At 61.9% G+C, this 17037-nt stretch carries 15 protein-coding genes; 11 read left to right on the top strand and 4 right to left on the bottom strand.

All coding sequences use genetic code 11. The annotated features are described in order from the left end of the window. The first annotated feature begins 7 nt into the window (after positions 1–7). The 3 genes from ACA049_RS29085 to ACA049_RS29075 all read left to right on the top strand — a co-directional run bounded on the left by ACA049_RS29085 (position 8) and on the right by ACA049_RS29075 (position 2699). On the top strand, positions 8–790 hold the full coding sequence (locus ACA049_RS29085; protein WP_497331673.1) for a sulfite exporter TauE/SafE family protein: 783 nt from the start codon (positions 8–10) through the stop codon (positions 788–790). Between the two features lie 76 nt (positions 791–866). Continuing rightward, positions 867–1679, top strand: coding sequence for a prolipoprotein diacylglyceryl transferase (gene lgt, locus ACA049_RS29080; protein WP_109635668.1), 813 nt, complete (start codon positions 867–869; stop codon positions 1677–1679). Between the two features lie 48 nt (positions 1680–1727). Continuing rightward, positions 1728–2699 carry a thymidylate synthase gene (locus ACA049_RS29075; RefSeq protein ID WP_497331671.1) on the top strand — a complete coding sequence of 324 codons (972 nt, stop codon included), beginning with the start codon at positions 1728–1730 and terminating at the stop codon, positions 2697–2699. A 126-nt stretch (positions 2700–2825) separates the two neighbouring features. Here ACA049_RS29075 and cadR read toward each other — a convergent pair whose 3' ends face one another. After that, entirely contained in the window at positions 2826–3275 is a 450-nt protein-coding gene (gene cadR, locus ACA049_RS29070; RefSeq protein ID WP_497331669.1) for a Cd(II)/Pb(II)-responsive transcriptional regulator, read from the bottom strand. 84 nt (positions 3276–3359) lie between these two features. Between cadR and ACA049_RS29065 the strand changes: the two genes are divergently transcribed. The 7 genes from ACA049_RS29065 (at position 3360) to ACA049_RS29035 (ending at position 11947) form a co-directional block, all read left to right on the top strand. Continuing rightward, complete coding sequence (locus tag ACA049_RS29065; protein WP_497331667.1) at positions 3360–5639, top strand: heavy metal translocating P-type ATPase; 2280 nt, start codon at positions 3360–3362, stop codon at positions 5637–5639. A 16-nt stretch (positions 5640–5655) separates the two neighbouring features. Then, positions 5656–6519 (top strand): LysR family transcriptional regulator, encoded by an 864-nt coding sequence (locus ACA049_RS29060; RefSeq protein ID WP_497331665.1) that lies wholly within the window; start codon positions 5656–5658, stop codon positions 6517–6519. Between the two features lie 223 nt (positions 6520–6742). Further along, positions 6743–7819: a putative 2-aminoethylphosphonate ABC transporter ATP-binding protein gene (locus ACA049_RS29055; protein WP_497331663.1), complete on the top strand. Its 1077-nt coding sequence runs from the start codon at positions 6743–6745 to the stop codon at positions 7817–7819. Next, positions 7819–9543 (top strand): putative 2-aminoethylphosphonate ABC transporter permease subunit, encoded by a 1725-nt coding sequence (locus ACA049_RS29050; protein ID WP_497331661.1) that lies wholly within the window; start codon positions 7819–7821, stop codon positions 9541–9543. Before ACA049_RS29055 ends, ACA049_RS29050 begins: the two co-directional genes overlap by 1 nt. A 38-nt stretch (positions 9544–9581) precedes the next feature. After that, positions 9582–10607: a putative 2-aminoethylphosphonate ABC transporter substrate-binding protein gene (locus ACA049_RS29045; RefSeq protein ID WP_497331659.1), complete on the top strand. Its 1026-nt coding sequence runs from the start codon at positions 9582–9584 to the stop codon at positions 10605–10607. A gap of 265 nt (positions 10608–10872) precedes the next feature. Then, on the top strand, positions 10873–11439 hold the full coding sequence (locus tag ACA049_RS29040) for a phosphonate degradation HD-domain oxygenase (RefSeq protein WP_497331657.1): 567 nt from the start codon (positions 10873–10875) through the stop codon (positions 11437–11439). 85 nt (positions 11440–11524) lie between these two features. Next, positions 11525–11947: a hypothetical protein gene (locus ACA049_RS29035; RefSeq protein WP_497331655.1), complete on the top strand. Its 423-nt coding sequence runs from the start codon at positions 11525–11527 to the stop codon at positions 11945–11947. A 134-nt stretch (positions 11948–12081) separates the two neighbouring features. Here ACA049_RS29035 and ACA049_RS29030 read toward each other — a convergent pair whose 3' ends face one another. Then, the gene (locus ACA049_RS29030; RefSeq protein ID WP_497331653.1) at positions 12082–13458 is read right to left on the bottom strand and encodes a GTPase/DUF3482 domain-containing protein; all 1377 of its coding nucleotides are present in this window, start codon (positions 13456–13458) and stop codon (positions 12082–12084) included. Next, entirely contained in the window at positions 13451–14830 is a 1380-nt protein-coding gene (locus ACA049_RS29025) for a DUF2868 domain-containing protein (protein WP_497331651.1), read from the bottom strand. Before ACA049_RS29025 ends, ACA049_RS29030 begins: the two co-directional genes overlap by 8 nt. An 85-nt stretch (positions 14831–14915) precedes the next feature. Between ACA049_RS29025 and ACA049_RS29020 the strand changes: the two genes are divergently transcribed. Next, a complete protein-coding gene (locus ACA049_RS29020; protein ID WP_497331649.1) occupies positions 14916–15428 on the top strand; it encodes a dihydrofolate reductase in 513 nt (170 codons plus the stop codon). A 120-nt stretch (positions 15429–15548) separates the two neighbouring features. Here ACA049_RS29020 and ACA049_RS29015 read toward each other — a convergent pair whose 3' ends face one another. Beyond that, a complete protein-coding gene (locus ACA049_RS29015; protein WP_497331647.1) occupies positions 15549–16940 on the bottom strand; it encodes an L-cystine transporter in 1392 nt (463 codons plus the stop codon). Positions 16941–17037: the final 97 nt, after the last annotated feature.

Below are 17037 nucleotides of genomic sequence, written 5' to 3'. Positions count from 1 at the left end.
TGCGGTCATGGAATTTCTGCTCTATCTGGCGCTGGGCGCCTGCGCAGGCGTGCTGGCCGGGCTGTTCGGGGTTGGCGGCGGGATCATCATCGTCCCGGTGCTGGTGTTCAGTTTCACCTTGCAGGGCTTCGACGCTTCGATCCTGACCCACCTGGCGGTCGGCACATCCCTGGCGACGATTATCTTTACGTCGGTCAATGCGGTCCGCGAACATCACCGTCGCGGCGCCGTGCGTTGGCCGATTTTCGTGTGGATGACCGTGGGCATTCTGATGGGCGCCGGTTTTGGGGCGCTGACGGCCGAGGCGATTTCCGGGCCGAACCTGCAGAAAATCATTGGTGTATTTGCGCTGATCATTGCCGCGCAACTGGCGCTGGACGTCAAACCCAAGGCCAGCCGAACGGTGCCCGGCAAACTCGGTCTCACCGTGGCCGGCAGCGTGATTGGCTGGGCCTCGGCGATTTTCGGCATTGGCGGTGGCTCGTTGACCGTGCCGTTCCTGACCTGGCGCAGCGTGCCGATGCAGCAAGCCGTAGCGACTTCGTCGGCGTGCGGTCTGCCCATCGCCTTGGCCAGTGCATTAAGTTTCATGATTCTGGGCTGGCACGATCCGCTGCTGCCGGCCCATAGTCTCGGTTTTATCTATTTGCCGGCGTTGCTGGGGATTGCCCTGACCAGCATGGTGTTCGCCCGTCTCGGTGCGCGACTGGCCCACAGACTGTCGCCGAAGTTGCTGAAAAGGCTGTTTGCCGCTTTGCTGTTCTGCGTAGGCCTGAGCTTCCTTCTCTAGCCCGAAATGCTGGCTTAATCCTGAGGTGGCAGCGTCGCCCGGGAATTCTGGTTTCAACTTTTAACAAGGAGTCGCAATGCTGCCTTACCCGCAGATCGACCCGGTGGCCCTGGCCATCGGTCCGCTGAAAATCCACTGGTACGGTCTGATGTACCTGATCGGCATCGGCGGTGCGTGGCTGCTGGCATCGCGCCGGCTCAACCGTTTTGACCCGACCTGGACCAAGGAGAAACTCTCCGACATGGTCTTCTGGATGTCGATGGGCGTTATCGTCGGCGGACGCCTGGGCTATGTGCTGTTCTACGATCTGCACGCTTACCTGGCCAACCCGACGCTGATTTTCGAGGTGTGGAAGGGCGGCATGTCGTTCCACGGCGGCTTCATCGGCGTGATGCTGGCGGCGTTGTGGTTCGGCAAGAAGAACAACAAGTCGTTCTTCCAGCTGATGGACTTTGTTGCGCCGATGGTGCCGATCGGCCTAGGCGCCGGGCGCATCGGCAACTTCATCAACGCCGAGTTGTGGGGCAAGGCGACCGACGTGCCATGGGCCATGATCTTCCCGCCGTTCAGCGACCCGGCGCAGCTGCCGCGTCACCCGTCGCAGCTGTATCAGTTCGCCCTCGAAGGCGTGGCGCTGTTCGCCATTCTCTGGTTGTTCTCGCGCAAGCCGCGGCCGACCATGGCGGTGTCCGGGATGTTCGCGCTGTTCTACGGCATCTTCCGTTTCATCGTCGAATTCGTCCGCGTACCGGACGCGCAACTGGGCTATCTGGCCTGGAACTGGCTGACCATGGGTCAGGTACTTTGCGTACCGATGATCGTCGGCGGGCTGTTCCTGATCTGGCTGGCGTATCACCGCGCCCCGGCGACACCAGCGGCCGCCGTATAAATTCGAATCCCGGGGTGACGACCCCGGGTTCAAGGACACAGGTAACTCATGAAGCAATATCTCGAACTGGTCGCCCACGTCATCAAGAACGGCACCAAACAGGCCAACCGTACAGGCGTGAACACCATCAGCTTTCCGGGCGCGATGCTGCGTTATGACCTGAAAGAAGGTTTCCCGGCGATCACCACACGCAAGATGGCCTTCAAATCGGCCATCGGCGAAATGTGCGGTTTCCTGCGTGGCGTGAACAATGCCGCCGAATTCCGTGCGCTGGGCTGCAAGGTCTGGGATCAGAACGCCAACGAAAACGCCCAGTGGCTGGCCAACCCGTTCCGCCAGGGCGAAGACGACCTCGGCGAGATCTACGGCGTGCAATGGCGCAAATGGCCGGCGTACAAGCAGATCCCGGTCAGCAACAAAGCCGCCATCGAGCAGACCCTGAGCCAGGGTTATCGCCAGATCGCCGAAGGCGAAGAAGACGGTCAGGCCTACGTCGTTCTGTACAAGGCGATCGACCAGATCCGCCAGTGCGTCGACACCATCATCAAAGACCCAGGCAGCCGCCGCATCCTGTTCCACGGCTGGAACGTCGCCCAGCTCGATGAAATGGCCTTGCCGCCGTGCCATTTGCTGTACCAGTTCCACCCGAATGTAGAGACCAAAGAGATTTCTTTGACCCTCTACATCCGCTCCAACGACCTGGGCCTGGGCACACCGTTCAACCTCACCGAAGGCGCCGCGCTGCTGAGCCTGATCGGCCGCCTGACCGGTTACACACCGCGCTGGTTCACCTATTTCATCGGTGATGCCCACGTTTACGAGAACCACCTGGACATGCTGAACGAACAGCTCAAGCGCGAGCCGTTCCCGATGCCGAAGCTGGTGATCAGTGACCGAGTGCCGGAGTTTGCCAAGACCGGTGAGTATCAGCCGGAGTGGCTGGAGTTGATCGAGCCGAGCGATTTTTCGCTGGAAGGCTACGAGCATCACCCACCGATGACCGCGCCGATGGCGGTCTAAGCTCCACCGCCGGCCAACTGTGGGAGCGGGCTTGCTCGCGAAGAGGGAGTGTCAGTCGACAGAAGTGTTGTCTGACACACCGCATTCGCGAGCAAGCCCGCTCCCACATTGGGTTTTGGGGTGTGCTTAATGGCCGTGACTTCGGCCGACATGGGAATGCTCCACATCCGTCGCCACAACCCCGCCACTCACTTCCAGCCTTTGCAAAATCCCGCACTGCTCAATATCCGGCCCTTCGCCACAGCGTTGGCGCAGGTCGAGCAGTTGCGTCTGCAACGCCATCAGCCCATCGATCCGCGCTTTCACGTGATGAATGTGCTCGTCGATCAACGCATTCACGCTTTCACACTGATCCTGCGGACTGTCGCGCAGGGCCAGCAGGCTGCGGATCTCTTCGAGGGTCATGTCGAGGGTGCGGCAGTTGCGGATGAAGGTCAGGCGTTCGGCGTGGGCCTGGGTGTAGACGCGGTAGTTGCCGTCGCTGCGGGCCGGTTCCGGCAGCAGGTTTTCGCGTTCGTAGTAGCGGATGGTTTCGACGGCGCAGTCAGTGAGTTTCGCCAGTTCTCCGATCTTCATGACGACAATCTCCAAATAGGTGCTTGACCCTATAGTGGCTACAGGGTCTTTACTTGGCAACAGGCACCTTCATGGACGCAACCAATGAGCGATTCCCTTCACACCCACAAACCCGAGGCTGATCACGATCACGATCACGATCACGATCACAGCCACAAGCTGCAGCCTGTGCAAAAGCATGACCATGGCGGGCACGGCGATTCCTGCTGCTCCTCAAAAGTCGCAGCGCCTTCGCTGATCAAGTTGAGCGACAAGCCGACCGACGGCGCACGGCTGAGCAGTTTCCGCATCGACGCCATGGACTGCCCGACTGAGCAGACGCTGATCCAGAACAAACTGGGCAAGCTCGCGGGTGTGCAACAACTGGAATTCAACCTGATCAATCGGGTGCTGGGCGTGACCCATGACCTGCCGAGTACGGCGCCGATCATCGAGGCGATCAAGTCGTTGGGCATGGTGGCCGAGCCGATGGAGCAGGGCAGCGAAGCGCCAGCGCCGATCCCCGAGAAAAAACACTGGTGGCCCCTGGCGCTGTCCGGCGTAGGTGCGTTGGCCGCAGAAGTGATTCACTTCACCGACGCCGCACCGACGTGGGTGGTGGCAATCATCGCGCTGGTTTCGATCCTCAGTGGTGGCCTCACCACTTACAAGAAAGGCTGGATCGCACTCAAGAACCTCAACCTGAACATCAACGCGCTGATGAGCATCGCGGTGACTGGCGCGATCCTGATCGGCCAATGGCCGGAAGCGGCGATGGTGATGTTCCTGTTCACCGTGGCCGAGTTGATCGAAGCCAAGTCGCTGGACCGGGCGCGCAACGCCATTGGCGGCCTGATGCAGATGACCCCGGAACAGGCCACGGTGCAACTGGCTGACGGCAGCTGGGTCGAGCAAGACGTCAAAACCATCGAGCTCGGTGCGCGTGTACGGGTGCGTCCCGGCGAGCGGATTGGCCTGGACGGTGAAGTGGTGTCGGGCAGTTCGACCATCGATCAGGCGCCGATCACCGGCGAAAGCCTGCCGATCGAGAAGAGCGTGGGCGATAAAGTTTTCGCCGGCACCATCAACCAGGCGGGCTCGCTGGAATACACCGTGACCGCCGCGGCCAATAACTCGACCCTGGCGCGGATCATCCATGCCGTGGAACAGGCTCAGGGCGCACGGGCACCGACCCAGCGCTTCGTCGATCAGTTCTCGAAAATCTATACCCCGGCGGTGTTTCTGCTGGCCCTCGCCGTGGCCGTGATCCCGCCGCTGTTCATGGGCGCTGTCTGGTTTGACTGGATCTACCGGGCACTGGTCTTGCTGGTCGTCGCTTGCCCGTGTGCGTTGGTGATCTCCACCCCGGTGACCATCGTCAGCGGCCTTGCGGCAGCGGCGCGCAAAGGCATTCTGGTGAAGGGCGGTGTTTACCTGGAGGGCGGTTACAAGCTCGATTATCTGGCCCTGGACAAGACCGGCACCATCACCCACGGAAAACCGGTGCAGACCGATTATTTGTCGCTGGATCCCACCGCTGACGTAACGGCCCCGGCAATTGCGGCAGCGCTGGCCGGTCGCTCTGATCACCCGGTGTCACTGGCCATTGCCAATGCGGCTGTGGATAAACAATTCGCGCCGCGGGTTGTGGATAACTTCGAAGCCCTGGCCGGTCGCGGCGTTCGCGGTGACATCAACGGTCAGACCTACCACTTGGGCAACCATCGCCTGGTGGAAGATCTTGGCCTGTGTTCGCCGGCGCTGGAAGAGAAGCTGTTCGCGCTGGAAAAACAGGGTAAATCGGTGGTGTTGTTGCTCGACAAGACCGGCCCGTTGGCGCTGTTCGCCGTGGCCGACACGGTCAAGGAATCCAGCCGCGAAGCGATCCAGCAACTGCACGATCTGGGCATCAAAACCCTGATGCTGACCGGCGACAACGTCCACACCGCTCAGGCGATTGCTGCGCAAGTCGGCATCGACGAGGCCAAGGGCGACCTGCTGCCGACCGACAAGCTGCAGGCCATCGAAGCACTTTATGCACAGGGGCATCACGTCGGCATGGTCGGCGACGGCATCAACGATGCGCCGGCACTGGCCCGGGCCGAGATCGGTTTTGCGATGGCCGCCGCCGGCACCGATACCGCCATCGAGACCGCCGATGTCGCCCTGATGGACGACGATCTGCGCAAGATCCCTGCGTTCATCCGTCTGTCGCGGCAAACGTCGAGCATCCTCAAACAGAACATCGCCCTCGCTTTGGTCATCAAGGCGATCTTTCTTGGGGTAACCTTCGCCGGGATCGCCACCATGTGGATGGCGGTGTTTGCCGACATGGGCGTGAGCCTGTTGGTGGTGTTCAACGGTTTGCGCTTGTTGCGCAAATAGACGATGAGGGACGGGTGTGCTGAGTGCCGAGCTGAAGGCGTTTTACATGGTGGCCCGCTTGGGCAGCATTACCCTGGCGGCGAAAAAGCTCGGCCTGAGCCAGCCCACGGTGACCACGCAGATCCGCAATCTGGAAAGCCAGTACTCGGTTGAACTGTTCTACCGTGGCGGCCGCCGCCTCAGCGTCAGCGATGAAGGCGCGCGGTTGCTGCCGATGGTCAAGGCGCTGTTGCAGCAGGAAGCCGACATCGAGTTTTTCCTGCGCAACAGCGGCCAGGTCGAGGGCACATTGCGCATCGCCGCCACCGCGCCGTATTACATCCTCGACCTGGTGAAGACCTTTCGCGAGCGCTTGCCGCAGGTGGAAGTCTCGGTGGAAATTGGCAACTCCCAGCAGGTGCTGGAGGCGCTGGAGGATTACCGGGTGGATGTCGCGGCGTCATCGCAGTTGCTCGACGATGCGCGGCTGATTCGCCGGGTACTCGGCAGCGATCCGCTGGTGCTGGCGGTGCATCGCAATCATCCGCTGGCGGCGCATGACCATGTGCCGCTCAGCGCATTGGCCGGGCATACGTTGTTGATGCGCGAGTCGGGCTCGACCACACGCCGATTGACTGAGGAATTGCTGGCCAGCGCCGGGGTGAGTTTCGGGCCGTTGCTGGAAATTGGCAGCCGAGAATCGATTCGTGAGGCGGTGCTGCGCAACATTGGGATCAGCATCATTGCCAGGCAGGAAGTGCCGCATGATCCGCAGTTGCGGGTGCTGACGATTGAGAATGCCCCGCAGATTCCGGAGTATTTGTACTGCCTCAAGGAGCGCAAAGGCGCGCGGTTGCCGGCGGCGTTTCTGGGGTTGGCGCAGGAAATGGCGCCGGCCTGAGATTTGTGTTGAATGTGAGGGCACCTTCGCGGGCAAGCCTCGCTCCTACAGGTGATCGCATTCCCCTGTAGGAGCGAGGCTTGCCCGCGAAGGCGTCCGTCAGTGCACCAACGTATCCAACCCAAATCCCTGAATACCACTATCAGCCGTTTTTGCCTCACTGCCACATGACCGACGCATTACAAACCTAGGATGGCTCTCATCTGCTTGATGAGGTCTGTCCATGAACCACTCGATCGCAACTGCCCTGACCAACCCCGGCGCCCCGATGAAAGTGCGCGGCGTGCAGAAGCGCTTTGGCGCTTTCACCGCGCTGGATAATGTTTCCCTCGACGTGGCGGCCGGTGAACTGGTGTGCCTGCTGGGCCCGTCGGGTTGTGGCAAAACCACCTTGCTGCGCTGCATCGCCGGCCTGGAGAAACAAGACAGCGGCGAGTTGTACCTCGGCGATCGCGACGTTTCCCACCTGGCGCCTCAGGCACGGGACTACGGCATTCTCTTCCAGTCCTACGCGCTGTTCCCCAATCTCACCGTCGAAGCGAACATTGCCTACGGCCTTACCGGCAGTGGTCGCGATGAAGTGCGCAAGCGTGTGGGTCAGATGCTGGAACTGGTCGGCCTGACCGGCAGCGAGAAAAAGTACCCCGGCCAATTGTCCGGCGGCCAACAGCAACGTGTGGCACTGGCTCGCGCGTTGGCGCCGGCGCCATCGTTGTTGTTGCTGGACGAACCGATGTCGGCCCTCGACGCCCGGGTTCGCGAGCACCTGTGCACCGAGCTGCGTCAACTGCAACGCAACCTCGGCGTCACCACCCTGATGGTCACGCACAATCAGGACGAGGCCATGTTGATGGCCGACCGCATCGCCGTAATGAACAACGGCAAGGTCGAGCAGTACGCCACGCCGCAGGAAATCTACGACCGCCCGGCCACACCGTTTGTGGCGGAGTTTGTCGGCCAGGGCAACTGGCTGCCGTTCAGCCGCAGCAGCGACAGCCACGCCCAGGTCGGCGGGATGAGCATGCGCCTGGCGGATGGCAGCGCTAAAACCACGTCGGGTCGGCTGTTCTGCCGCCCCGAAGCGATCAACGTCAACCCGCCGGTACACGAAGAAAACCTGTTCCCGGCCAAGGTTCGCGAGATCACCTTCCTCGGCAACCGCTGCCGCATGAGTTTCGAACTCGATCAACTGCCGGGCCACGCTTTGCTGGCGGAACTGGCGCCGGAAGCCATGCCGCGCCTTGGCGCGCAGCAAATCATGGTCGCCTTGCCGCCACGCAGCCTGCAGGTGTTTGCCTGATGAGCGCGAACATCGCGCTGCCGATACCGCACAAGCAGGTTCGGCAGACCTCCCGTGCCGAGATCGGCGACCGGGTGTTCGTGGTTGGCGGCAAAGTCCTTTTGCTGGTGTTGCTCGCCATCGCGGTGCTGATGCCGTTGCTGGCGATCTTCTGGCGCGGTTTCAGTTCGGAGGCGGGGCAGGGCGGTGGCGTGGTCGCGGCTCGCGAACTGGTGACCAGTGCGAATTTCCACTGGTTGTTGGGCAATAGTTTGAAAGTTTCCCTCAGCGTCGCAGCGATTGTCGTACCGCTGGCCTACCTGTTTGCCTACGCGCTGCAACGCACGTTGATTCCCGGCAAAGGCATCTGGCGCGGCATGTCGCTATTGCCGTTGATGGCGCCGTCGATGTTGCCGGGCATTGCGCTGGTTTACCTGTTCGGCAATCAGGGCATGTTGCGCGGTTTGCTCTCGGACAATATCTACGGCTTCTGGGGCATTGTTCTGGGCGAGGTGATCTACACCTTCCCACACGCCTTGATGATTTTGCTGTCAGCCCTGTCCCTGGCGGATGCGCGGCTGTTCGATGCCGCCTCCAGCATGGGCGCCAGTCCGGCCAAAGCCTTTCGCAGCATCACCTGGCCGGCGACCCGTCAGGCGGTGTTCGCGGCGTTCTGTCTGGTGTTCACCCTGACCATCACCGACTTCGGTGTGCCCGTGGTGGTCGGTGGCGATTATCAAGTGCTGGCGCTGGAAGCTTACAAAGCGGTGGTCGGCCAACAACAGTTCGGTCGCGGCGCGTTGATCGGCATGGTGCTGTTGCTGCCGGCGCTGTTCAGTTTCGGGGTTGATGCCTGGCTGCGTCGGCGTCACGGCGATTCCATGAGCGGTCGGGCTCAGGTGTTTCAACCGGCACCGTCGAAACTGCGGGACGGTTGCTACCTGGCGATCGTGCTGCTGATCTGCGCGGTGTTGCTGCTGGTGTTCGGCATGGCGGTGTATTCGTCGCTGGTGAAATTCTGGCCGTACAACCTGTCGCTGTCGCTCAATCACTACCAGTTCAACGACACGGCGGGCGGTGGCTGGCTGGCCTACGGCAACAGCGTGAAGATGGCCTTGTGCACGGCGCTGATCGGCAGCGTGCTGATCTTCACCGGCGCCTACCTGATGGAAAAAACCAAGGGCCAGCGCGGACTGAACTTGACCCTGCGCATGCTCAGTTTTGTGCCGATGGCGGTGCCGGGTCTGGTGCTGGGCCTGGGTTATGTCTTCTTTTTCAACCTGACCGGCAACCCGCTGCATGTGCTGTACGGGACCATGACGCTGCTGGTGGTCTGCACCATTGCTCACTATTTGACCACCGCGCAAATGACCGCGACCACGGCATTGCGTCAACTCGACGCCGAGTTCGAAGCCGCCGCACTGTCGCTCAAGGCGCCGCTGTATCGGCATTACCTGCGGGTCACCGTGCCGATCTGCCTGCCGGCGTTGCTGGACATCGTGCGCTACCTGTTCGTCTCGGCCATGACCACCGTGTCGGCGGCGATCTTCCTCTACAGCCCCGACACCATCCTCGCGGCGGTGGCGGTGCTGAACATGGATGACGCCGGCAACGTGGGCGGTGCGGCGGCGATGTCGACCCTGATTCTGTTCACCTCGGCGGGCGTGTCCCTGCTGCTGGCCTGGGCTTCGCGCGGTTTGCTGCGCCGTTCCCAGGCCTGGCGGCAGACCGCGCCCGGCAACTGATTCTGTACACCCCCCTCAACTCACAACAGGAAAAGATCATGTTCAAGCCCCTGGCCCTGGCCGCTGCTGTCCTCACCGCTTTCAGCCTGAACGCCTTCGCGGCGCAAACCGAGTTGACGGTGTACACCGCCCTCGAAGCCGAGCAACTGAAGACCTACAAAGAAGCCTTCGAAAAAGCCAACCCGGACATCGAGATCAAGTGGGTGCGCGATTCCACCGGGATCATCACCGCCAAACTGCTGGCCGAAAAAGCCCGCCCGCAGGCTGACGCGGTTTGGGGCCTGGCGGCGTCGAGCCTGGCGATCCTCGATCAGCAAGGCATGCTGCAAAGCTACGCGCCGAAAGACCTGGGCAAGATCGGCGGCAACTACCGCGATGCCGCCAACCCGCCCGCCTGGGTTGGTATGGATGTCTGGGCCGCGACCATTTGCTTCAACACCGTCGAAGCCGAGAAGCAGGGGTTGACCAAACCCGTGAGCTGGCAGGACCTGACCAAGCCTGAGTACAGAGGCAAGATCGTCATGCCCAACCCAGCCTCGTCCGGCACCGGTTTCCTCGACGTCAGCGCCTGGCTGCAGACCTTCGGCGAGAAGCAGGGCTGGGCGTACATGGACGACCTGCACCAGAACATCGGCCAGTACGTTCACTCCGGTTCCAAGCCTTGCAAACTGGCGGCGGCGGGTGAGTTCCCGATCGGTATTTCCTTTGAATACCCGGCGGTTCAGCTGAAGCGCCAAGGCGCGCCGCTGGACATCATCCTGCCGAAGGAAGGCCTGGGCTGGGAGATTGAAGCGACGGCTGTGATCAAGGGCACACCGCATGAAGACGCGGCGAAGAAACTCGCTGACTTCTCGGCCAGCCCGGCGGCGATGGAGCTTTATAAAGAGAACTTCGCGGTGCTCGCGCAGCCGGGTATCGCCAAGCCGCAGACCGAATTGCCAGCGGATTATGAGCAGCGTTTGATCAAGAACGACTTTGCCTGGGCGTCGAAGAATCGCGACGAGATCCTGACCGAGTGGCGCAAGCGCTATGACGGCAAGTCCGAGAAAGTGGCTGCCAAGTAAGATCTTCATCCGCTGTGAGGGCCCCTTCGCGGGCAAGCCTCGCTCCTACAAGGAACGCGTATGCCTGTAGGAGCGAGGCTTGCCCGCGAAGGCGGCTTCGAATTCAGGACAAAACTCCATGACACAACACCAAGACATGCTCATCGTCGGCGCCGACATCCTGGGCCTGTCCCACGCCGCCGCCAGACGCGGTCACTGGCGTCGGCATGAGTGTCTGGCCGGCGATGGCCGAACGTAATGTCGCTTAACTGTTGGGGGAAAACTGATGGTGCGTCATGAACAAGTGATTGCCGAGGTGTTCGGTCTGTACGAGCGCTTTGGCGACAGTGATTACATCGGCGAGCCGGTGTCGCAGATCGAACACATGTCCCAGGCTGCCGAACTGGCCATGGCCGAAGGCTTTGATGATGAAGTGGTGCTGGCCGCGTTTTTCCACGACATCGGGCATATCTGCGGCGAGAGCGCCGAGAACATGGGTGGCTTCGGCGTGGTCAGCCACGAGCGTCTGGGCGCCGATTATTTGCGTCGGGCTGGTTTCAGCGAGCGCCTGGCGCGGCTGGTGGAATACCACGTTCAGGCCAAGCGTTATCTGACACTCAAAGAGCCCGGGTACTACGAGCGATTGAGCGAAGCCAGCCGCCGGACCCTGGAATATCAGGGTGGGGTGATGACGCCTGTCGAGGCTGAAGCTTTCGAGCAGGACCCTTTGTGTGAAGTCAGTTTGCGCATGCGGCAGTGGGATGAGCTGGCCAAGGAGCAGTGGGTGCCGGTGATGGATCTCGAGGTGTTGAAGCGCAAGGCGGCAAAGCTCTTGTCCGGCGAGTTGCGTTGAGTTGTCTCACAGGCAATAGCGAAATGGCGGATCGATTACCTTGCGGCAACAGCTCAGTCTGGGCTTTTGGCAAGGAAGCGCACGGATGCGTTATTTGGAAGTGATTGCACAGGATCGAAGCGGGGCTGGGGCGGCGGACACGGTTCGTTTCCGGTTTCATGAAGAGCAGCAGGTGCCGCGTGAGGCGACAGTGACTGACCGACAGCGTCTCAAGGCGTTGGGCAACACCTATTTGAAGTGCGCCTGGTTCAACGCCGGCGAGCGCGAGGATCGGCATCTGCGGATATTTGCTGAAAACACGACCGGCGACGGCACGCCGGAAACGGTACGGCTGCACTTTCATGACGGGCCGGTGATTGCCTATAAAGCCGCCGCCCGTGATCTGGATAACGACGGCGTGTTCGAGCTGATATTGGTTTCGGATGTGGACAATGATGGGCGGGCGGATCGCACGGATCGGCGACGAGTTGTGTCGCTGGCGAGGGAGTTTTTGAAGATCAGCGTATAACCGCGGAACCGAGTCGCGGCCTTCGCGAGCAAGCCCGCTCCCACAGGTTTTGTGGTGGACACAGATTTTGTGAACACCGCCGACCCTGTGGGAGCGAGCTTGCTCGCGATGGGGCCGCTTCCGACACCACAGAGCTAAAGCTGCTGCGCCAACGCCTCTATCTGCTCCTGCCTTTCTGCCTGACTCAACTTGGGATGCGGGTTCAGCGACGACCACTGCGGATGCGCCCGGGCCTTGTTCAGGGCTTCGGGCAGTTTGCCTTCGCGCCAGGTCTTGTCCTGCGGCGTGGCCACCTGGATGCTGTCCATCGCCGCATGCCCGCGCACGTTCAACGCTTGCAGCAACTGCCGCTGACGCAAGGCCAACAACCGCAGCACACTGTCGTCGACCGTCAATTCTCGCTGGCCTTTGATCTTGCCCATCAACCGGCTGCCATAACTGCGCGCGGTTTGCAGGGCGCCGCCGGCAATCGCGCCGGCCAGTGCCGCCGCGCCGAGGGTCAGGCCACCGACCAGCAAGTCGACCCCGGCACCGGCAGCCGCGCCAGCCGCGATACCGCCACCAACCCGAACACCGAGTTGCTTGAGGGTTTCCGGGTTGAACAAATCATCGCCCCAGCGGCCATCGAGCAGCGGCAGATCACTGGCCGCCGCGTCTTGTGGGCGGAAGGCATAAAGCTTGAGCAAGCCTTCAACGCAGCGCTGCTCACGTTGCCGAACGGCTTTGCGCAGCTCGCTGATGGCCTGCTGTTCCTGCGCCGCATCGCTGACCACGCTGCGCCGGCACGCGGCGCAATCGATCAGCAATTCGGCAATCAGCCGCGCTGCACTTTGCTGGCGAGCCAGGCGCTGGGCCTGTTGATCGGCGATCAAGCGCTCCAGTTGTTCGCGGGAGCTTTCCAGCAGCAAGGCGAGGCTTTCGTAGAGTCGACGCTCGCCATCCTCGGGCGGTGCAACGCTGTCGAAACGCACCAGGGCATGCAAGCCCAAGCGTGCCAGGGCTTCACGCCAATCCGGCTCGCGATGGTTGGCGCTGCTGACGAAATTCAGCACTGGCAGCAGCGGTTTGCCGCAGCTGGCCAGCACTTCCAGTTCGTCGCGGTACTTGGCCAGGACCGGCTCCCGGGCGTCGATCACATAGAGGCCGGCGTCCGAGGCGAGCAATTGCCGCAGCACTTTGGCTTCCTGTTCAAAGCGCTGCCGGGCTTCGCTGCTGTCGAGGAATCGGGCCAACCGCGCCGGACCGTCGAGGCGCTCGCCCGGACGTTCCAGGCGTTCGAGGTAGTCGAGCAGGGCGATGGCGTCTTCAAGGCCGGGCGTGTCGTAGAGATCGAGCAACGGCTCGCCGTCCACCGACAACCGCGCGCCTTCGACATGGCGGGTAGTGCTGGGGCGATGGGACACTTCGCCGAAACCGACATCGCGGGTGAGGGTGCGCAGCAACGAGGTTTTACCGACGTTGGTGTGGCCGACCACCGCCAGTTTCAAGGGCGCTTTCCAGGTATTAGTCATGGCCGGTCTCCAGCCAGTTCACGGGCACGCAATCGGCGAACGGCAGGTCCAGCTGTTGCAGCGCCACATGCCAGTCGCCGAGGCGTTCGGCATCCAGTGCTTCGCCGGGAGGCGCTTGCAGCAACCAGACACGGGTGGCGGCGGCATTGCGCGCCAGTTCGGCGATCAGCGCCAGGCTGCCACGGTCCGGTGAGCGTCGCGGATCGCAGGCAATCGCCAGGCGTGCCGGGGGGAAGCGACTCAGCTGTTCGAGCAGTTTGTTGCGCGACTCGCGACTGTCGAGAATGCCGGCGTTGTTCACGGTTTTCGGCAGTGGTGGCGGCCACGGGCGTTGATCGTCCAGCTCGATGGCCACCAGCAGCGCGCCGTCGCTTTGCTGTTCACTGACGCCGCTTTCGACACGATGCAGTTGCGCAGGTGCGGCATCGCTGATGCCGAGGCGTTCGCTGGTGGGCATCAGGCGCTCGCGCAACTGGGCATAACCGGGCAGGTTCAGATCCAGGCGCAAAGCCGCTTGGCCGGATGACCAGCGCCAGCGGCAGAACAGCGCCAGCAACAGGCGCGGCAATACGCCGTAGACCAACATCACACCCACCAGCCACGCGGCCCAGGCCTGACGGGCGCTTTCGATGTTCAGCGCGGCATCGCCACTGGCGCGGATCATCTCCACGCTCGGCACACTGAAACCGAGCAAGGCCGGCAGGGCACCAAGAGCCTGGGTCATGGCGACGAAGGTGTCGCCGCGCAGAATGGTGGTTTCCCAGACGAAGCCGTAACGCCGGGTGGCCATCAACGTCAGCAAGATTGCCAGGGCGCTGAGCATCGCCAGCAACCACAAGCCGTTGACCAGCACGCCGATTGCCCAGCGATTGAGTTTGCGGCGCTGCAATAACAGCAGCAGGGCCGGCGCCAGTTGTGCGGCTTTGGCATCGCGAGCGAGTTTTTCGCTGAGCCACAACCACAAGCGTCCGAGGCTGGCGCCGTGTTCACCGGCAAACACCAGGCCCAACGCCCAGCTCAACAACAGAATCAGATCGAGCCCCAGCAGACTGCCCAGGGCCCAGAACACATTCACCGGAGTCTGGCCGTCACCCAGTGCGGCAAACGCCAGGCCCGCGCCGCTGACGATGGCCAGCACCGCCATGACGATCAGCGCCAGTCGCGCGCCTTGCAGCCAATGTTTGAGGGCGTCGGCCAAGCCATCGCGCTCGGCCAGCCACACCGCCCGGCGCTGAATCCGTGTCGGCAGGTCGCCGCCTGCGCTGCGGGCCAGTCGGTTGGCTTCCAGATCATCCAGGGGGCCGGCGTGTTCTTCACGCAGGCGCACCGTCTCGGTCAGCCAGAGGTTTTGCAGTGGAGTCAGTTCCGTCACGCGGCATCCCGTCGCTCAATTGAGCTGTGAGCATAACCGCTGTGGCGCTTATCGGGGTACGGGAGGCTCTGGTATCCTCGCCGGCATGACTAAATCACTCCCCCTCAGCCTGATCGCAGCCCTCGGTGAAAACCGTGTGATCGGCGTCGACAACAGCATGCCCTGGCACTTGCCGGGGGACTTCAAATACTTCAAGGCCACCACCTTGGGCAAGCCGATCATCATGGGGCGCAAGACCTGGGATTCCCTCGGTCGTCCGCTGCCGGGCCGGTTGAACATCGTGGTCAGCCGTCAGGCGGATCTGGTGCTGGAAGGCGCGGAAGTTTATCCGTCGCTGGAGGCGGCCGTGGTTCGCGCGCAGGAATGGGCGAACGAGCAGGGCGTCGATGAGGTGATGCTGATTGGCGGCGCGCAGTTGTATGCGCAAGGGATGGCGCAGGCTGATCGGTTGTATTTGACGCGCGTGGCGTTGAGCCCGGAGGGGGATGCGTGGTTTCCGGAGTTTGATTTGAAACAGTGGAAACTGGTGTCGGAAGTGCCGAATCCTGCCGAAGGGGATAAGCCAGCGTACAGCTTCGAGATCTGGGAAAAAGCCTAAAAGCTTCGCGGGCAAGCCTCGCTCCTACAGGATTTGTGTCGATCGCGAAAATTGCGTGCGACACAAATCCTGTAGGAGCGAGGCTTGCCCGCGAAGAGGCCAGCTCAGACGCTAAAGAACTTAAGCGTGCGCCAACTCCGCATGCTCATCCGCCTCCAGCAGCTCTTTATCCGTCTGCTGCATCATCTGGCTGGTAATCGCCCCGGCCGTGATCGAACCACTCACGTTCAACGCCGTGCGGCCCATATCGATCAGCGGCTCAACCGAAATCAGCAACGCCACCAATGACACCGGCAAACCCATCGCCGGCAGCACGATCAACGCGGCAAACGTCGCGCCACCGCCCACGCCCGCCACACCGGCCGAACTCAAGGTCACAATCGCCACCAGCGTCGCGATCCACAGCGGGTCCAGCGGGTTGATGCCGACAGTCGGCGCCACCATCACCGCCAACATCGCCGGGTAAAGACCGGCACAGCCGTTCTGGCCAATGGTCGCGCCGAACGAAGCAGCGAAACTGGCGATGGACTGCGGGATGCCCAAACGGCTGGTCTGCGCTTCGATGCTCAGTGGAATCGTCGCCGCGCTCGAACGGCTGGTGAAGGCAAACGTCAGCACCGGCCAGATCTTGCGGAAGAACCGCAGCGGGTTGATCCCGGCCGCCGAGACCAGCAGGCCATGGACCACAAACATCAGGCCCAGACCGATGTAGGAAACCACCACAAAACTGCCGAGCTTGATGATGTCTTGCAGGTTGGAACCGGCGACCACTTTGGTCATCAGCGCCAGGACGCCGTACGGGGTCAACTTCATCACCAGACGCACCAGACGCATCACCCAGGCTTGCAGCGTGTCGATGGCGTTGATCACTTTCTGACCTTTCTCGACATCGTCCTTGAGCAGTTGCAGCGCCGCGACACCGAGGAACGCCGCGAAGATCACCACGCTGATGATCGAAGTCGGCTTGGCGCGAGCGAGGTCGGCGAACGGGTTTTGCGGAATGAACGACAGCAGCAACTGCGGCACATTCAGGTCAGCGACCTTGCCCGCATAGTCGTTCTGAATGGTTTGCAGACGGGCCATTTCCTGCGTCCCGGCGACCAGGCCTTCGGCGGTCAGGCCGAACAGGTTGGTCAAGCCGATGCCGATCAGCGCCGCGATGGCGGTGGTGAACAGCAGCGTGCCGATGGTCAGGAAGCTGATCTTGCCCAGCGACGACGCGTTGTGCAGACGGGCCACGGCGCTGAGGATCGAGGCGAACACCAGCGGGATGACGATCATTTGCAGTAACTGCACGTAACCGTTGCCCACCAGATCGAACCAGCCGATCGAGGCTTTCAGCACCGGGTTGCCGGCACCGTAAATCGTGTGCAGCGCCACACCGAACGCCACGCCCAACACCAGTGCGAGCAGAACTTTCTTAGCTAAGCTCCACGTCGTATGACGGGTTTGCGCCAAGCCAAAGAGCAGGGCGAGGAATACCAGCAGATTGAGGATCAGCGGCAGATTCATGTGAACTCCGAGAGAGACTTGTGCCAGCCACCTTCCGGGGCAGCTGCGAACCGGCAAGCCTAACAGCTTGAAAACTAATGAATTAATATCAAAAAAG

This window comes from Pseudomonas sp. LBUM1662, assembly GCF_059695915.1.
The sequence above is the reverse complement of the archived record's forward strand: the minus strand, read 5'-3'. Positions and strand labels throughout refer to the sequence as shown.

What these genes read in the sequence shown, in the direction of transcription:
- ACA049_RS29020 (WP_497331649.1), top strand. Translation starts at nt 14,916, where the DNA reads ATGACTAAATCACTCCCCCTCAGCCTGATCGCAGCCCTCGGTGAAAAC.
- ACA049_RS29085 (WP_497331673.1), top strand. Translation starts at nt 8, where the DNA reads ATGGAATTTCTGCTCTATCTGGCGCTGGGCGCCTGCGCAGGCGTGCTG.
- lgt (WP_109635668.1), top strand. Translation starts at nt 867, where the DNA reads ATGCTGCCTTACCCGCAGATCGACCCGGTGGCCCTGGCCATCGGTCCG.
- ACA049_RS29055 (WP_497331663.1), top strand. Translation starts at nt 6,743, where the DNA reads ATGAACCACTCGATCGCAACTGCCCTGACCAACCCCGGCGCCCCGATG.
- ACA049_RS29065 (WP_497331667.1), top strand. Translation starts at nt 3,360, where the DNA reads ATGAGCGATTCCCTTCACACCCACAAACCCGAGGCTGATCACGATCAC.
- ACA049_RS29030 (WP_497331653.1), bottom strand. Translation starts at nt 13,458, where the DNA reads ATGACTAATACCTGGAAAGCGCCCTTGAAACTGGCGGTGGTCGGCCAC.
- ACA049_RS29075 (WP_497331671.1), top strand. Translation starts at nt 1,728, where the DNA reads ATGAAGCAATATCTCGAACTGGTCGCCCACGTCATCAAGAACGGCACC.
- ACA049_RS29045 (WP_497331659.1), top strand. Translation starts at nt 9,582, where the DNA reads ATGTTCAAGCCCCTGGCCCTGGCCGCTGCTGTCCTCACCGCTTTCAGC.
- ACA049_RS29040 (WP_497331657.1), top strand. Translation starts at nt 10,873, where the DNA reads ATGGTGCGTCATGAACAAGTGATTGCCGAGGTGTTCGGTCTGTACGAG.
- ACA049_RS29015 (WP_497331647.1), bottom strand. Translation starts at nt 16,940, where the DNA reads ATGAATCTGCCGCTGATCCTCAATCTGCTGGTATTCCTCGCCCTGCTC.
- cadR (WP_497331669.1), bottom strand. Translation starts at nt 3,275, where the DNA reads ATGAAGATCGGAGAACTGGCGAAACTCACTGACTGCGCCGTCGAAACC.
- ACA049_RS29050 (WP_497331661.1), top strand. Translation starts at nt 7,819, where the DNA reads ATGAGCGCGAACATCGCGCTGCCGATACCGCACAAGCAGGTTCGGCAG.
- ACA049_RS29035 (WP_497331655.1), top strand. Translation starts at nt 11,525, where the DNA reads ATGCGTTATTTGGAAGTGATTGCACAGGATCGAAGCGGGGCTGGGGCG.